At 62.6% G+C, this 16,375-nt stretch carries 11 protein-coding genes; 5 read left to right on the top strand and 6 right to left on the bottom strand.

What is annotated here, in order from left to right; all coding sequences use genetic code 11:
* The first annotated feature begins 21 nt into the window (after positions 1-21).
* The 3 genes from ACELLULO517_RS08950 to atpC are packed head-to-tail and all read left to right on the top strand — an operon-like array spanning position 22 to position 2,798.
* A complete protein-coding gene (locus ACELLULO517_RS08950; RefSeq protein WP_227306996.1) occupies positions 22-912 on the top strand; it encodes a F0F1 ATP synthase subunit gamma in 891 nt (296 codons plus the stop codon).
* A 25-nt stretch (positions 913-937) separates the two neighbouring features.
* Complete coding sequence (atpD, locus tag ACELLULO517_RS08945) at positions 938-2,359, top strand: F0F1 ATP synthase subunit beta (protein WP_227306995.1); 1,422 nt, start codon at positions 938-940, stop codon at positions 2,357-2,359.
* Positions 2,360-2,384: 25 nt separating this feature from the next.
* Positions 2,385-2,798: an ATP synthase F1 subunit epsilon gene (atpC, locus tag ACELLULO517_RS08940; RefSeq protein ID WP_227306994.1), complete on the top strand. Its 414-nt coding sequence runs from the start codon at positions 2,385-2,387 to the stop codon at positions 2,796-2,798.
* Between the two features lie 230 nt (positions 2,799-3,028).
* Here atpC and ACELLULO517_RS08935 read toward each other — a convergent pair whose 3' ends face one another.
* From ACELLULO517_RS08935 to ACELLULO517_RS08925, 3 genes are read right to left on the bottom strand one after another with little or no spacing between them, the layout of a single operon-like run.
* Positions 3,029-4,141, bottom strand: coding sequence for a glycosyltransferase (locus ACELLULO517_RS08935; protein WP_227306993.1), 1,113 nt, complete (start codon positions 4,139-4,141; stop codon positions 3,029-3,031).
* A gap of 4 nt (positions 4,142-4,145) precedes the next feature.
* The gene (locus ACELLULO517_RS08930) at positions 4,146-5,549 is read right to left on the bottom strand and encodes an ATP-binding protein (RefSeq protein WP_227306992.1); all 1,404 of its coding nucleotides are present in this window, start codon (positions 5,547-5,549) and stop codon (positions 4,146-4,148) included.
* A complete protein-coding gene (locus ACELLULO517_RS08925; protein WP_227306991.1) occupies positions 5,546-6,271 on the bottom strand; it encodes a response regulator in 726 nt (241 codons plus the stop codon). Before ACELLULO517_RS08925 ends, ACELLULO517_RS08930 begins: the two co-directional genes overlap by 4 nt.
* Before the next feature lie 133 nt (positions 6,272-6,404).
* Between ACELLULO517_RS08925 and ACELLULO517_RS28605 the strand changes: the two genes are divergently transcribed.
* Together ACELLULO517_RS28605 and ACELLULO517_RS08910 are read left to right on the top strand one after the other, a co-directional pair.
* Positions 6,405-6,962 (top strand): hypothetical protein, encoded by a 558-nt coding sequence (locus ACELLULO517_RS28605; RefSeq protein WP_264481422.1) that lies wholly within the window; start codon positions 6,405-6,407, stop codon positions 6,960-6,962.
* Positions 6,963-7,129: 167 nt separating this feature from the next.
* Entirely contained in the window at positions 7,130-10,156 is a 3,027-nt protein-coding gene (locus ACELLULO517_RS08910; protein ID WP_227306989.1) for a glycosyltransferase family 2 protein, read from the top strand.
* Here the strand turns inward: ACELLULO517_RS08910 and ACELLULO517_RS08905 are convergent.
* The 3 genes from ACELLULO517_RS08905 to ACELLULO517_RS08895 all read right to left on the bottom strand — a co-directional run bounded on the left by ACELLULO517_RS08905 (position 10,124) and on the right by ACELLULO517_RS08895 (position 16,205).
* On the bottom strand, positions 10,124-11,080 hold the full coding sequence (locus ACELLULO517_RS08905) for a YihY/virulence factor BrkB family protein (protein ID WP_227306988.1): 957 nt from the start codon (positions 11,078-11,080) through the stop codon (positions 10,124-10,126). The two genes, ACELLULO517_RS08910 and ACELLULO517_RS08905, sit on opposite strands and share 33 nt — an antisense overlap.
* 308 nt (positions 11,081-11,388) lie before the next feature.
* On the bottom strand, positions 11,389-13,881 hold the full coding sequence (locus ACELLULO517_RS08900) for a sensor histidine kinase (RefSeq protein WP_227306986.1): 2,493 nt from the start codon (positions 13,879-13,881) through the stop codon (positions 11,389-11,391).
* 200 nt (positions 13,882-14,081) lie between these two features.
* Positions 14,082-16,205 carry a GGDEF/EAL domain-containing response regulator gene (locus ACELLULO517_RS08895; RefSeq protein WP_227306985.1) on the bottom strand — a complete coding sequence of 708 codons (2,124 nt, stop codon included), beginning with the start codon at positions 16,203-16,205 and terminating at the stop codon, positions 14,082-14,084.
* Positions 16,206-16,375: the final 170 nt, after the last annotated feature.

Below are 16,375 nucleotides of genomic sequence, written 5' to 3'. Positions count from 1 at the left end.
GGTCGGCGGAAAACAGAAACCATGCCGAGTCTGAAGCCACTTCGTAACCGGATCAACAGCGTCAAATCGACGCAGAAGATCACCAGCGCCATGAAAATGGTCGCGGCGTCCAAGCTGCGCCGCGCCCAGGCGCAGGCCGAAGCGGCGCAGCCCTATGCCGAACGGATGGAGCGTATGCTCCGTGCGCTGGCCACCGCCATGGCGGACCAGCCGGCAGGTGCCGCGCCTGCGCTTCTGGCCGGCACGGGCCGCGACCAGAAGCATCTCGTCGTCTCCGTGACGGGTGATCGCGGTCTCGCGGGCGGGTTCAACGTCAATTCCGGCCGCGCCGCCCGCAATCTCGTCCGCAAGCTGATGGGCGAAGGCAAGCAGGTGAAGGTCCTCGCCATCGGCCGCAAGGGGCGTGACTATCTGCGCCGCGAGTTCGCCGGCCAGATGGTCGATAACCCGATGCCCGGCAGCCGCAAGCGTCCGGAGTTCGGCGACGCCGAACTCATCTCCGGGATCGTTCAGGATATGGTGGCGAAGGGGGAGGTCGATGTCGTGACCCTCGTCTACAACCACTTCCGTGGCGTGATGTCGCAGGTTCCGACCGAGCTGCGGCTGGTGCCGATGACGCCGGAAAAGCTTGACGACGCTCCGAAAGATGCGGACCAGGCTTCCTACGAATTTGAGCCGGAAGAGGATGAGATTCTGGCCCGCCTGCTACCGCGGGCGCTCAGCATCCAGATCTTCCGAGCGATGCTCGATAACGAGGCTGGCTTCTTCGCGGCGCAGATGACCGCGATGGATGGCGCGACCCGTAACGCGGGCGATATGATTAAGCGCTTGACCTTGACCTATAACCGCGCCCGCCAGGCGAATATCACGTCTGAGCTGGTCGAAATCATCTCCGGCGCGGAAGCCGTTTAAGAAGCGCACAGAGCAGGATACGAAAATGGCAAATAATTCTGTCGGTCGCGTCACGCAGGTTCTGGGCGCTGTGGTTGACGTGCAGTTCGAAGGCGAGCTGCCCTTTATTTACAGCGCGCTGACCACGAAGATCGGCGAGCGTGAACTCGTCCTCGAAGTGGCGCAGGAACTGGGCGAGCACACCGTGCGCGCCATCGCCATGGACACCACGGACGGTCTCGTTCGCGGTCAGGAAGTGAGCGACACGGGCTCCCCGATTTCGGTCCCCGTCGGCCCTGGCGCGCTCGGGCGCATCCTCAACGTCATCGGTCAGCCGATCGATGACCGCGGCGATGTTCCGGCCGTGCGCTATATGCCGATCCACCGCGAAGCCCCGGGCTTCGACGAGCAGGCGGCGAATGCCGAAATCCTCGTCACCGGCATCAAGGTCGTCGATCTCCTCGCGCCCTACCTGAAGGGCGGCAAGATCGGCCTCTTCGGCGGCGCCGGCGTCGGCAAGACCGTGCTGATCCAGGAGCTCATCAACAATATTGCGAAAGAGCACGGCGGCGTGTCGGTCTTCGCGGGCGTCGGTGAGCGGACCCGTGAAGGTAACGACCTTTACTATGAAATGATCGATGCCGGCGTCATCAAGACCGACGGCGAAGGTTCCAAGGTCGCGCTGGTCTATGGCCAGATGAACGAGCCGCCGGGCGCGCGCATGCGCGTCGCCTTGTCCGGCCTCACCATCGCCGAATATTTCCGCGATGACGAAGGCCAGGACGTGCTCTTCTTCGTCGACAATATCTTCCGCTTCACGCAGGCGGGCGCCGAGGTTTCGGCGCTGCTCGGCCGTATTCCTTCGGCCGTGGGCTATCAGCCGACGCTCGCGACGGACATGGGCGCGCTGCAGGAACGCATCACCTCCACCAAGAAGGGGTCCATCACCTCGGTGCAGGCGATCTACGTGCCGGCGGATGACTTGACCGATCCGGCACCCGCGACCTCCTTCGCGCATCTTGACGCGACGACCGTGCTGTCCCGCTCCATCGCCGAGCAGGGCATCTACCCGGCGGTCGATCCGCTGGACTCCACCTCGCGTTCGCTCGATCCCCGGATCGTCGGTGACGAGCATTACACCGTCGCCCGCGACGTCCAGAAGATCCTGCAGACCTACAAGTCGCTGCAGGACATCATCGCCATTCTGGGCATGGATGAGCTTTCGGAAGACGATAAGCTGGTCGTGGCGCGCGCGCGCAAGATCCAGCGCTTCCTCAGCCAGCCCTTCCACGTCGCTGAAGTCTTCACGGGCTCCCCGGGCGTCTTCGTGCAGGTCGCCGATACCATCAAGGGCTTCAAGGATCTCGTCGCCGGCAAGTATGACGATCTGCCGGAAGCCGCCTTCTACATGGTCGGCACCATCGAAGAGGTTATCAAGAAGGCCGAAGCGCTGCGCGCCAAGGCCTGAGCGGCAATCAGGTAAGGATAAGCTGGTGCCTATCTCTATTGAGATCGTGAGCCCCGAAAAGCTGCTCGTCTCCCAGTCCGTGGATATGGTTGTGATCCCGGGCTCGGAAGGCGACCTCGGCGTTCTGCCCGAACATAGCCCGATGATCACCCTGCTGCGTGGCGGTGAGGTCATCCTCTATGAAGGTGAGCGCGCGACGGCCCGTTACTTCGTGACCGGCGGTTTCGCTGAGATCACTGGCGAGCGGGTGACCGTTCTGGCCGATACGGCCGAGCCCTCTTCCGCGCTGAACCATGCGGCCGGCGAACGCCAGTTGCAGGAAGCGACGAAGGAATTGTCGGACGCCGAGAAGGCAGGCCAGACCGACCGTCTGGTGGCGCTGATGGAAAAGGTTCAGGTCGCGCAGGCGATCGTCGACGTGACCGCCACGGCGCACTGAATTCGGCCTATTGCTTTAAAAAGGCCGTCCGGGCAACCGGGCGGCCTTTTTCATGTCGGAGATTAGAGTCTGTCAGGTTTTAATAGATAATTTGTCATCCGCGCACTTGTTGCGCGGACCTACCCGCCGCAGCGCCCAGCCGGCCGATCGCTTGCTCCGCCGGGTAGATGCGCGGGTCGGGGCCCGCGCACGACAGATTTAGTGGCGTTTCCAACTAAACCTGACGGACTCTAGCTTGTCAGCGACAGAAGCAGGGATTCCAGCCTTTGGGATTGCCGGCGGGCATTGAACTCGCCCTGCACCAGACCGCGCCCGGCCGTGCCCATGCCCATGCGCATCTCCGGTGAAGCGATCAGGCTGGCGATGCCGCGCGCCAGGGCTTCGGGATCGCGGGCCGGGACGATCAAGCCGGTGCGTCCAGGCAGGACCACACCCTCCAAGCCGGCCTGATCGGTGCCGATGACGGGCAGCGACAGCGCCATGGCCTCGGTCGCGACGCTCGGCAGCCCCTCGGCATCGCCGTCCTGCGCGCGTTCGCTCGGCACGATAAGCATGGAGGCCTGACGCATCGCGAGCGCGACCTCATCCGGTCTCTGCCAGCCGAGGAAATCCACCCTGGCCAGTCCCTCAGCCTGAAGCCGCACGCCGGACGCAAGCGGCCCGTCACCGATGATCCTGACCGCCGGCTCCTGGCCTTGGCGGCGCAGGATCTGCAAAGCCTCGATCAGCACGGGCAGGCCTTTCTTGGGCACGAAGCGGCCCACGAACAGGATCGGACCCTCAGCGCGCGGGGCCGGCGAATCGGCCGGAATATCCGTGCCGATGGGATGCACGATCAATTTGCCTGCCGGGAAGCCGCGCTGCAGCAGTTTCTGGCGGACGCTTTCCGAGACGCAGATGAACAGCTTCGCCTCTCTCAGCAAGGCCGGCAGACGGCGCGCATAAAGGCTTTTGGTGATGCCGCCGCGATAATGCTTGTCCTTATGCGCGTCGCCGCCATGGAAGGTGACGGCTAGCGGCAGGCCGAGCCGGCGCGCGATGGGCAAGGCCAGAGCGCCGCCGCGTCCGAACTGGGCGTGAATGACAGCCGGGTTCATGGCCTGAAGCTTGGACAGATCGGGGACCAGGCCGAAATCCTTGAACACCTCACGCTGGATATCGCCCAACCAGCCGTCGCCGCCCAGGCGGCGGACGGCCAATGCGCTTTCGGCCGCCACGGGCGTGATGCGCCGGCCGATCCAAAGCGGATCCAGCTGCGAGAATCCGGAATATTGCCGCCGCATGAAGGATGCTTCGGACGGCGGGAGGATGACGTCCCGGTAGATCAAAGCGGTGCGAGCCATGACGTCAGACCGGCAGCGTCAGGGTAATGCGCGCGCCACCTTCGGGCCTGTTCGCAAGGGTAAGGTCACCGCCATGGGCGCGGGTGATATCGCGCGCGATGGGCAGGCCGAGGCCGACGCCGCCGGTCTCCCGATTCCGGCTGGTCTCCAGCCGCTGGAAAGGCTGCATCACGCGCTCCATATGTTCGGGCGGGATGCCGGGGCCTTTATCCAGAACTTCGATCTTGAGGTGCCGCACCTCGCGGGCCGGCGGGATCAGCTTCACATAGGCCGAGCCGCCATATTTGACGGCATTGCCGATGATATTCGTCAGCGCCCGCTTGAAGGCCTGCGGTCGCACGCGGGCCGTCAGATGGCCGGGGCCTTCGTAGCGGAGCTGGTCGGCGATATCCGGCGCGGCATCGCCGGCCTCATCCAGGACCGTGCGCAGCAACTCGGCGAGGTCGATGGGAGAGACCGGCTCGTTCGGGCTGGCGATGCGGCCGAAGGCGATGGTGGCGGAGACCATGGCCTCCATCTCATCCAGATCCTGCAGCATTTTGCCGCGCTGCTCGTCATCTTCCATGAATTCGGCGCGCAGGCGCATGCGCGTGATCGGCGTGCGCAGATCATGGCCGATGGCCGTCAGTAGCAGGGTGCGGTCGTCGACGAAGCGCCGGATACGCCCGGCCATGGTGTTGAAGGCTTTCGCCGCCGCCGCCGTCTCAGACGGGCCGTCTTCGGGCAGCGGTGGGGCATTGACGTCCCGGCCCAGCGCTTCAGCGGCTGCAGCCAAGGTCCGCACCGGCGCGGTCAGGCGCCGCACGGCCCAGATGGTCATTGCCGCGGCCAGCGCCGTCATCAGGATGAAGGCGAACAGAAATTCGGTGCCCTGGAACGAGTCGGGCCGGGGCAGCCGGCTTGTCACGATCAGCCAACGGCCGCTCGGCATTTGCAGGGCCGTGTATTCGTGGCGCGAACTGGGGTCGAAGCCGAATCGAAAATGCTGCGGCCGCAGTTCGGGCGGGATGGGGAAGCCATCCATATTGAGCAGAATCGCATGGCGCACTGGCGGTGGCGTGGGCAGCAGATTGCTGAAATCGGAGTCGACATTGTCCGTCAGCCGCGCTGAGAAATTTTTTGACAGGGGAATGGTCTTGAGACGGCTGTCCTGCTTCGCGGGCGGCACCTCCACCAGATCGCGATACATGCTCATGACGCGGAAGCTGTAGACGCGCAGCCCGGCCAGCCGCACGAGGTCGTTGCGGTCCAGCGTGTGGATGCCGAGGCCGAGGGTCTGCACGACGACCAGACCCACGATCAGCACGAAGGCCGTGCGGGCCGCGAGGCTGCGCGGCCAGAGCCGGATGCGGAACCGTTTAGGCTGCGCCGGCTGTTCCTCGGTCGCTACTCGGCCGAATGCGCTCACGCGCGTTCGACGGTCGCGGCCAGCACATAGCCGCCGCCACGGACGGTTTTGATCAACTGAGCACCGCGACCCTGGTCATCCAGCTTGCGCCGCAACCGGCTGACCGCGACATCGATCGCGCGATCGAAAGGTCCGGCCTGACGGCCGCGAAGAAGATCGAGCAGCATGTCTCGTGTCAAAACCCGGTTGGCACGCTCCAGGAGCGCGAAGAGGAGATCGTATTCACCGCCGGTCAGCGGCACTTCAACCCCTTCGGGATTGAGAAGCCGCCGCCTTGCCGGTTCCAAAGTCCAGCCGGCAAAACGCAGGGGACGCGCTGTCCGGTCGCTATTGCCGGCCGTCTCCTGGGTATCGCTGGCCCGACGCATGATAGCACGGATGCGGGCCAGAAGCTCGCGCGGGTTGAAGGGCTTCGCAATGTAGTCGTCGGCGCCGAGTTCCAACCCGATGATCCGGTCCGTATCCTCGCCCATGGCGCTCAGCATGACGATCGGGACGTCTTCCTGGTCGCGCAGCCAGCGCGCCAGATCCAGACCGCTTTCGCCGGGCAGCATGAGGTCGAGGATGACTAGCTGAAAGGCGCCTCGGGTCCAGGCGCGCCGTGCTTCGCGCGCGTCGCGCACGGCGGTGATCCGAAAGCCGTTCTTCTCCATGAACCGCGTCAGCAGGTCACGGATCTCGTGATCGTCGTCGATGACGAGAAGGTGAGGGCGTATATCCATAATCAAAACATAAGAGAGTCTGGGCGGAAGGTGCAGATACTTCCTGGCTCTGTTGCATTTTGTCGCGTTTCGGTCGGAAGCCCGTCACAGAAGGCGGCGATGCTGGCCTTCTCGACAGGAAAGGGATCGTTCCATGGGACGCATCGCAACGGCTGCAATCATTACCATCGCTTTGGCCGGCGCCACGGTTCAGAGTTTTGCTGGCGGCTTGCCGTCTGACGACAAGGCGGGCGTCACTGCGCAGGCATCCTTGCCTGTGGACGCGCTTCTGGCCGATGCCGCACCGTCGGCACCGCCCATGCCATCCATGATGCCGGGCGCCGATCAGCCCATGCCGCCGCCGCCGGGTGGCTTCCCGCCGGGTGGTCCGGGTGACCGGATGCGTCCGCCGGGCCCGATGATGGGTTGGGGGCCGCATCCCGGCATGCATGGTCCTTGGGACCGCATGCGGCATATGGCCCAGACCTGGGGGCTGTTCTTCAATCAGAAGGACAAGAATTTGAGCGACAGCGATGTCCAGACCCTGGCGGCGGCCGTTCTGCTGATCCATGGCAACCATAGCTGGAAGGTGGCGAATGTCGCCGACGCGGCCGATGGGTCCGTGACCTTCGCCTATACGACGACGGATGGCGCGGTCATCGCCCGCTTCTCGATGGACCGTCACACCGGGCGCTTGACCCGTATCGGCTAAGCCGGCTGATCTCAAGGCTTAGCCTGAGGTGCGGACCCTTTGCGAATGCGCAGGGTCTGCACCGGTCCCCGAACGCGGATGATCAAAACCTGCCGGACAAGTCCTGGTAAGGGTTGATCCGCGACCGCCCGACCAGCGATACAGGGAGGGAGAGCAGGGGCGACACAATGGTGCAGAAGACAGGACCGTCTCGTTCCACTCGTGTAAGCGGGCCGCTGCCGCAATCCGGCTCGGTCACGATCACCATCGATCGCCAGACCGTTCAACTGCAGAAAAAAGGGCCTGACCTGTTCGGCCCCGGCGTTCTGACTGTGCTTCTGGACGGCAAGGCCGTGACGCAGATATCGGTCAGTCGCCCATCGGCCGAGCTGCATTTCACGCTTCCGCCCCGTCTTTTGCCGCTTGCGATTGACTTGGTTGATCAGGCTACAAACAGAAGCGTGCTCGCGGCGCCCTTGTCGCTTGAGCAGATATTGTCGCCGTCGATCGAACGGGCGGAGATCGGGCGCGGGGAATGTCTCATGACCGTGAGCATGGCCGGGCGTCCCGTCACGGCACTGGCCGTTATTCTGGTCGATGATCATGGCATGGCCGTCGCGGGCGGCATGCTGGAAGCGGCCAAACGCAGCGAAAGCAGCCGCACGCGCTATGCGGCATCATTGCCGCTGCTTCGGCTGTTGCCTAATGATCAAGCAAACCCACTGACGCTTTATGTCGGCGGGCGCCGCATGGCCGAGCCCGTTCCGGTGTCAGCCGAGGCTGTCGGTTTCGTCGGCTATGTCGACCAGGCCGCGGGGGATCAGATACGCGGCTGGGCGATAGACCTGGCAAGGCCAAAGCATCCGGTCAGCCTCGATATTCTGGTCGGCGACCGTCTGGTCGCGACCATCCTTGCGCGGGAATCGCGACCGGACCTGAAATCGCACAAAGGGAAGTTTTCCAGCGCCTTCACCGTCGAGAAGGCGATTCTCGGCAAGCTTGTGCGTGGCGACATTGTCTCTGTCGTCTTGGCTGGTACCAAAACCCACCTTGTGCACAGCCCGCAAGTTGTTCAGGCGGCCGAGACCATTCGCGGCATCTTCGACAATATCGACGGCAATCAGGCCTGCGGTTGGGTGATCGATCTCAGCAAGCCGGGTAAGCCCTGTACCGTGGAGGCGTTATGCGAAGGTCGGGTGATCGGCACCGCGCTTGCCAACGGGTTGCGCCGCGATGTCCTGGAAGCCGGCTATTACACGGATCGTTGTGGCTACAGGATTGTTCTGGAGGAGCCGCTCCATACCTTGTTCGGCCGCGATATCACGGTGCGCATCAAGGATAGTGGCGTCATTCTGAACGGCGGTCCAAGGCAGCCCAGGATCAATCCCAATATCCTGACCTACCTGACGCCGGATCGGGGCATTCCGCCGCGCGTATTGGGGCGCCTGCGTCAGCGGATGAACCGACAGGCGGACGGCACAGGTATTTCGCTGATCATGCCGGTCTACAATACAAGGCGGGATTGGTTGACGGAGGCGCTGCGGTCCGTCTGTCAACAATGGTGTGGCGCCTGGGAACTCATCTGTGTTGATGATGCATCGACGGAACCGCATGTCGCGGCCATGCTGGCCTGGTTCGCGCAGACCGAGCCGCGCATTCGCGTTCTTCGCGCGCCGCGCAACGAGGGGATCGCGGGCGCCACGACGCGCGGCATCCAGGCCGCGCGCTATCCCTATGTCGCGCTGATGGATCATGATGATGTGTTGGAACCGGATGCCGTCCATCATCTCATAACCGCCGCGCGCAAGACCGGCGCCGATTTCATCTATAGCGACGAGGCTTTGACGGCCGAGGATAGTTCCGTCGTGTTGGACGTGCGGGCAAGACCCGCCTTCTCTCATGACTATTATTTGTCCCATCCTTATCTCGTGCATATGATCGCGGTGCGGACGGAGATTGCTCAACGGATCGGCGGGTTCGACGCAAGCTTGGCTATTTCCGCCGATGTCGATTTTATCCTGCGTGTCATCGAAGAAAGTCAGCGCGTCGCGCATATTCCGCGGGTGCTCTATCGCTGGCGAACGCACGCCACTAGCACAGGGCACGAGAAGCAGGGCCAGGTGATGGCGGCGACGACCGCCGCTATCCAGCGCCATCTCGATCGGTTGAAAACGGGGGCCTTGGCCAGGCCCGCGGATGAATTTAACCAGTTCGAGATCGCCTGGCCTGACCCTGGCGGGCGCGTGCTCATTGTCATCCCCACCAAGGATGGGATCGACGTGCTGCGCCAATGCATCTCGTCGATCGAGGCGACGGTGCCGGCCAGCGAATACAGGCTTGTCGTCATCGACCATGAATCGCGGGAAGCGCAATCCAAGAAATATCTGGCGCAGCTGGCGAAGCGTCACACCGTCATGCCGTATCAGGGCAAGTTCAACTATGCGCGGATGAATAATCTCGCCATTCGCACGCATGGTCAGAACGAGCCTTTCGTTCTTTTCATGAACAATGACATCGAGGCGGTAGAGGCCGGGTGGTTTGAGCGGATGCGGTCGCTGGCAGCCCGTCCCGATATCGGGGCGACGGGTACTGCGTTGATGTATAGCGACAAGCGCATGCAGCATGCCGGTGTCATCGTCGGCATCAATGGTCTGGCCGATCATGCGCTGCGGTTCGAACCCGTCTGGAACCAGGATGGCAGCCGCAATCTCGGCTATAATGCCTCCCTGACCGCCGTGCGGGATTTCTCGGCCGTGACGGCTGCCTGCATGATGATGCGCCGGTCGGTCTTCGACGAGATCGGCGGCTTCAATGAGGCCTATGCCGTCGGCTTCAACGACACCGATCTTTGCCTCCGCATCGGCCAAGCCGGCTACAAACTCATCTATGACGGCCGGACCTTGCTCTTTCACCACGAATCGGTGACCCGCATCGCCAAGGCGCAGTTGAAACATCCGCAGGATGATTCCAATTTTCGGCGGGATTGGCAGGGTTTGTTGACCGGCGGCGACCCTTATTACAGCCCGCTGCTGGAACTCTATGGGGCGGACCACAAGCTGCGCCTGGCGGAATGCCCATCCTTGGCGCCGCGTGTCGTGCCGGTCAGTCTGGGGCGCCCGCGTCCGGGCAAGGTCGCACCCCGTGCGCAACCGGGCAGGAAAAGCCGTTCGGCTAAGCCTGTCTCAGTCGCGCGGATCGGTGCCGCGGCCGATTGAGGCTGGCGCCGCGCCCTCGTCCGCGGGGGGGCTGATGTTTTCCGGCGCAAAAAGCTCGTGCGCGGCAGGGGTGCGCAAGCCGCCGTCACGGGGGCGGTTCGGTTTGCGCACACGGTCGATCTGGGCGTTCAGCTCGGCACCGAACAGCACGGCATAGGCGCTCACCCAGAACCACATCATGACACCGACGGCCGCCCCCAGCGCGCCGTAGGCGGCGCTGTAGCTCGCGATATTGCTGACGTAAAAGGAGAAGATGCCTGAGACCAGCAGCCAGAGAATGGCGGCGGTCAATGCGCCGGGCAACACGGGCCCGACCCCATCCGGATGCGGTGCCGGCCCGATCTTGTAGAAGAGTGACAGCATGCCGAGGACGAAGGCGAATAGCCCGGCAATGCCCGATAGATGCGCCAGCTGCGCCGTATAGCGGGACAGGCCGAGCGCGGAAAATGCCGTGGGCAGGCCGACCAGTACGCCGATGCCAAGCACGGCGGCCAGGATGGCGCCGAAGGTCATCATCATCGCGAGCGCCTGGAACTGTAGGACGCTCCGCGTCTCTTTCCGGCGATAGGCGAAATTCAGCGCCCAGATCAGGGATTTGGTGCCGGATGCAGCCGACCAGAAGGCGATCATGAGGCTGACGGCGAGGCTGATGGTCAGCGTCCCGCTGTGGTTGCTGACCAGTTCATGCACCCGGTCGGACAGCAGCTGATAGGCGGCGCTCGGCATGATCTGCCGCAGATAGGCAAGCTGCGGTTCCACCGTTACGGGGTCGAAGACCATGCCATAGATGGAAATCAGCATGGTCATGGCCGGAAACAAGGCAAGCGTCGCATAGAAGGCGCAGCCGGCCGCGTTCAGGGACATATAGTCGGAAACCATGGCAAGCGTCGTCGCACGGAGCACGCGACCCGGCGGGGTCCGCATTTTCTCCTGGATTTCCCGCTGTAGCTTTTCTGTCACCATCCGTCAGAGCTTCCCTGGCCGCCCGGTGTGCGGCCGAACCGGCGTGCTTTCAACCGCAAACATATTTTCCTCTATCACCAAGATGTTAGGCGGCGTTTTGGACCTGCTGTCTAGAGCGTTTCCTGCTCGCTTATGCTCACAGATACCGCTCTAGATTATTGTTTTTGCGAGCATCTTCACACAGTCAGATGATGTCATCTGACTGTGATCTGCTCTAGCTGCGATGCCATGACCTTGGCCGGGTGAAGATCTGAGATCGCGGCGTGTGGTCAGACTTTGGGAGCGTCGTATTTCGCCCGCAAGGCCTCCGCGACCCGGTCGACCTCCTGGGCCAGGTTCAATAACGCGCGCTGACATTCCGCCTGATCGGCGAGGTTCAGCCGACGGAACTGGCGGCAGAGCGCGTGGACCGCTTCGGCGCCGATATTGGCGGCGGCACTGCTCAAGGCATGGGCTTCCGCCTGAAAAAGAACGCCGTCGCCTGCGCGGGCCGCAACCCGCAGCGAGAGCATCAGCGCTTCCGCATCGGCGATGAATTCATGAGCGAGTTCGGTCGCAAAGACAGCGCCGCCCAGCAGCTCAAGCTCTCGCAGCATGCGCGGGCTTAACGTTTGGGCCGGGCGTTCCTGGGCGGCGACGGGGGCGGGAAGGCCGGCGGCGCGCGCTGGCAGTCCTGCCGCATCGCTGAAATTGGCGACGATATCCAACAGGCGGCCGGCCTCGATCGGCTTGACGATGCAAAGATCCATGCCCGACTCGATGCAACGCGCCGCCATCTCGGGTGTGGCATCGGCCGTGAGCGCCAGGATCGGCAGATGCCGTTCTCCCGCCGTGGCAAAGCGGTAGAGCTTCGTCGCCTCCAACCCGTTCATCACCGGCATGTTCACATCCATCAGAACCAGGGCAAACTCCTCCCGCTCCATCGCGTCCAGCGCCTGTTCGCCATTGCTGACGATCTTGAAGCTATGGCCGCCGCGTTCAAGGATTTTGGCGACCACCGACTGATTGATGCGGTTGTCGTCTGCGATGAGGATATGGAGCGAGCGCCCTTGGGACCGCCCGGCCAGCGGCTTGGCCGTGTCGGGGTCCAGTCGCGCGGCGGCCGCGCGCAGCACCGTCTCGATCTCGGCGTCGCTGGGCTCCGGTGGCAGGTAGGACAGGCAGAAGCGGCGCAGATCGCGCGTAAATTGGCTGGGGACAGGCCTATCCGTATTCAGCAGAATGACGGGTGGCACAAAGTCAGCAAGCTCCGGCCGCATGTCCCGGATAAAGCTGCTGACGCCGGGCAGGCTCGCCGTATCCAGCAGCACCGCATGAAGCCCTTGGGTCTGCATCATGACGGCGGCCAAAGCCGCCTCGTCATCGGGGGGCACATGCATGGCGGTCAATTCCACGCCCTGCGTCCTGAACCGCTGCGACAGAGCGTCCGTCGCCTGCGGATCAGCGCTCAGCAAGGCAAGACGCAGTGGGGGCAGGGGCGGCGCTGGACCATTGGCGATGCCCAGCGGCAATTCCAGGCGAAAACGACTGCCCTCACCAAGCCTGCTCTCCAAGGTGATTTCGCCGCCATGCAGCCGGGCGAGGCTGCGCGCGATCGCAAGGCCCAGCCCGCTGCCGCCGAAACGGTCCAGGATAGTGGCGTCCGCCTGGGCAAAACTGTCGAAAATCCGGCCCTGCGCCTCGGCCGCTATGCCGATGCCGGTATCGATGACCTCGAAGACCAAAGTGATCTCCGCGTCGCTGCGGGTCAGAACATCGACCGCGATCAGCACCCCGCCGCATTCGGTGAACTTGACCGCATTGCTCGCCAGATTGCGGAGGATATCCATGATCTGCCGCGGATCGCCGATCAGGCAGGCCGGGGTCATCGGGTCGATATAGGTCGATAGGGCAATCGCCTTGCTGGCTGCCGGAACCGCGACCAGTCGCTCGATCTCATAGAGAAGTTCGGGAAGGTCAAAGGTTTGATTCTGGCCGGGGAACTGGCCGGCCTCAATGCGCGAAAAGTCGAGGATACCGTCGATCAGGCCGAGCAGGGATCGTGCGGCCGCACCGGTCGTTCCCACCATCTCCCGCTGTTCACGATCCAGCCGCGTTTCCGATAGCAGGTCGCTCATGCCGATGACGGCATTCAGCGGCGTGCGCAGTTCATGGCTGACACTGGCCAGAAACTGGCTCTTGGCCTGGCTTGCCTGTTCGGCTTGCGATTTGGCGACCGACAGGCTGCGGATGAGGGATCCGGCATAAAGCGGGATCGCGACGAGCCCGGCCAGAAGCCCCCCGGAAAGATAGGGGTCCATCCGCCAATAGGTTGTGGACAGGATGCAGACCGCGAAACCGACCGTGGCGCAGCCCATGGCTGCCCGCAAATAGGTCAGGCCGAACCGAAAGCCATAGCCCAGGACGGCCCAGAGATAGATCGGGTAAAGGGGGGCTGTCACGCGCCCGCCGATATGCAATCCGAAAGACAGCATGCCGGTATCGGCGATCAGCTGCAGGATGATTCTCACCCGCGACGGGCAGGCGCGAATCACGAGATCGCAGAAAAAGACGACACCGAGCAAAGCGTAGAAAGCGCTGCTCAGCAGAACGATTTCGTCCTCGCCGGAGTTTCCGCTGAGCCGCACCCCGGCGAGGTAGAAGAAGACGCCAAAACCGATAACCAGACGATTGATGACGATCTGGTGCTCGGTTCCGGTCCCTTGCCTGAGGCGGCGCCCGATCGTGGCGGCACCCGTTCGGATTTTTGCCCGGATCGACAAACCGCCAAGGCTCACGGCCGCAGGGCGCGGCTTGTGGTTCGGCTCCGATTCTGCGCTCGGCTCAGGGGATCGGTTGCTTCTGAAACTCGGCCTCAAACGTTTGGGCATGGCTCTGGCACTCAGACTGGGCGCGCGTTACAGCATCTTCCCGCCCGGTCTTGAATGGTTTTCTTAGGCCGATCTTGCCGAGACCAGGCAAACTAGCCGGAGCCGGCCATCCTGCCAACAAAATGAGACGCATAAAACGTCTCAAGCTCGGATGGGGGCAAAGCCCGGCTGAAAAGATAGCCTTGGAGTTCGTCGCAACCCTCGTCGCGCAGGACTGCCATTTGTTGGGGCGTTTCCACGCCCTCCGCGATGATCCTGAGACCGAGGCCCCGGCCGAGACCGATAATGGCACGGGCGATGGCGATCCCCTCGGGGCGGGACGGAATGCTATGGACAAATCCCTGGTCGATCTTGAGGCCGTCGACGCGCAGGCGCTCGATATAGTCGAAGGAAGCATAGCCGGTTCCGAAGTCATCGACGCAGAACGTGACGCCTTGCTGCTGCAAGGTCATAATCTGCCGGCGGGCAGCCTCGTGATCTTCCAGCAGGGTGGTTTCGGTCAGCTCAAGATCGATCAGCCGAGGCGAGACGCCGGAGCGCGCGATGGCGGCCCTGACCAGTTCGGCCACGTCATTGCTGCGGAACAATGAGGCCGAAAGATTAATGCCAACGCGAATGGCGAGGCCTTTCTTTTCCCATTCGGCGGCCTGCCGGCAGGCCGCGTCGAGAACCCATAAATTAATTTCGGTCATCAGCCCGGCCTCTTCGGCGACAGGCAGGAAATGATCGGGGTAGATCAGCGTATGGGCATCCGGGCCCCAGCGTAGAAGGGCTTCCACGCCCACCATGCGCTGGCTGCGCGCATCGATTTGCGGCTGGTAGTGCATCACGAGTTCGTTGCGCCTCAGCCCCGCCCGAAGGTCTATCTCAAGCTGGGCGGATTTCCGCACAGCGGATTGCAAGGTCGGCTCGAAACGATAGATGCGGTTCCGCCCCAGCGACTTGGCGCGATACATGGCAAGGTCCGCGTGCTGCATCAATGCGCTCGGCGTGGATCCATCTTGCGGAAAAAGAGCCGTGCCGATGCTGACGCTGGTATGAATGCTCTGCCCGGCAATGGGAAAGGGCATCTCAAAGCTTTTTCGTATCGATTCAGCAACGGTAAACGCGACGTCGGATGCATTATCCACCGCAAGGCCGATTTGCAGAATGCCAAACTCATCGGCGCCAATCCTTGCCAGAATCTCGCCGTTGGTGAGGAAGGTCTGCATCCTTTTGGCGACCGCACTCAGCAAATGGTCTCCGTTATCATAGCCGAAAGCATGACTGACGCTTTTAAACCGGTCGAGATTTAAAAAATGCAAGGCGAAGACAAGCCGATCGCTGCTCCGGGCGATGGCTTCCTCCAGACGTAGCGTCAGGGCATGCCGGTTCGGCAATTGCGTGAGGGCATCATGATGCGCCACGTAATGCAGATGGTCTTCGGCGCGCTTGCGTTCGGTGATGTCCAGCGACGTCGTCAACACGCCGGTGACATCGTTCTCGACGGATTTGAGCGGCGCTTTGCTGGTCAGAAATACCCGTCGGATGCCCGTCGGGTCGATGATCTCTTCTTCGAAAGCGGGCAGCGGCAGGCCGTTTGCAAAAACCCGCGCGTCCAATTGACGCGACCGCATCGAGGCGGTGTGATTGCCGTCGTCATCCCCAAAAATTGTAATGTGTTCGGCATTGGCAAAAATACAATCGCCGCGTCGATCATAGGCGCTGACCATGGCCGGCACGGTGTCGATCACTTGCGCCAGCCGATCGCGGCTATTGCGCAGCAACTCCTGCCGCTCTTGTTCTATGCCGGCCAATTCCTCGGCCAAAGCATTGGCCCGAATACGAATTTGCTTCTGGCGCGATCCGATTTTCAGCAGGTTGCGGGCGCGGGTAATAAACTCCTGATGATCGATGGGCGTCTGCACGAAGTCGGTCGCGCCGGCTTCCAAAGCTTCAAGGCGAAATGCGCGATCATCATAGGCTGTGATAACAATAATGGGGACATCGACGCCGTTCGGCAGGGATCGGATTTGCTGAGTGAAGGCGGCCCCTGTCATTTGCGGCATCTTGTAGTCGGTAATGACAAGGTCCGGCATCTTGCTGCTGATCGCCTTCAGCGCCGGGTCAGGCGTCGCGAAGGCTTCGACTTCGATGTTATCGTCCAAAAAGCTGGCGAGCCGCGAAAAGATGCTGCGGTTCGTAGCGCGATCATCGACGATGACGACAAATGCCATATAATCCTCGATAGACGCGACTTGTCTCGGCCGGGATAGCCGAATCTCAAAAACGGTCACAAACCTATAGTGGAAGCGTCATTTTTCCAAGCAGCCTGAATGATCCGGGCGCGGGCAGCCCGTTCGGGTCGAACAATTTTCCATGAGTGCAGGAAACTTACTGCTCCTTC

The sequence above is a fragment of the Acidisoma cellulosilyticum genome (assembly GCF_020621385.1).
GTDB lineage: Bacteria > Pseudomonadota > Alphaproteobacteria > Acetobacterales > Acetobacteraceae > Acidisoma > Acidisoma cellulosilyticum.
The sequence above is the reverse complement of the archived record's forward strand: the minus strand, read 5'-3'. Positions and strand labels throughout refer to the sequence as shown.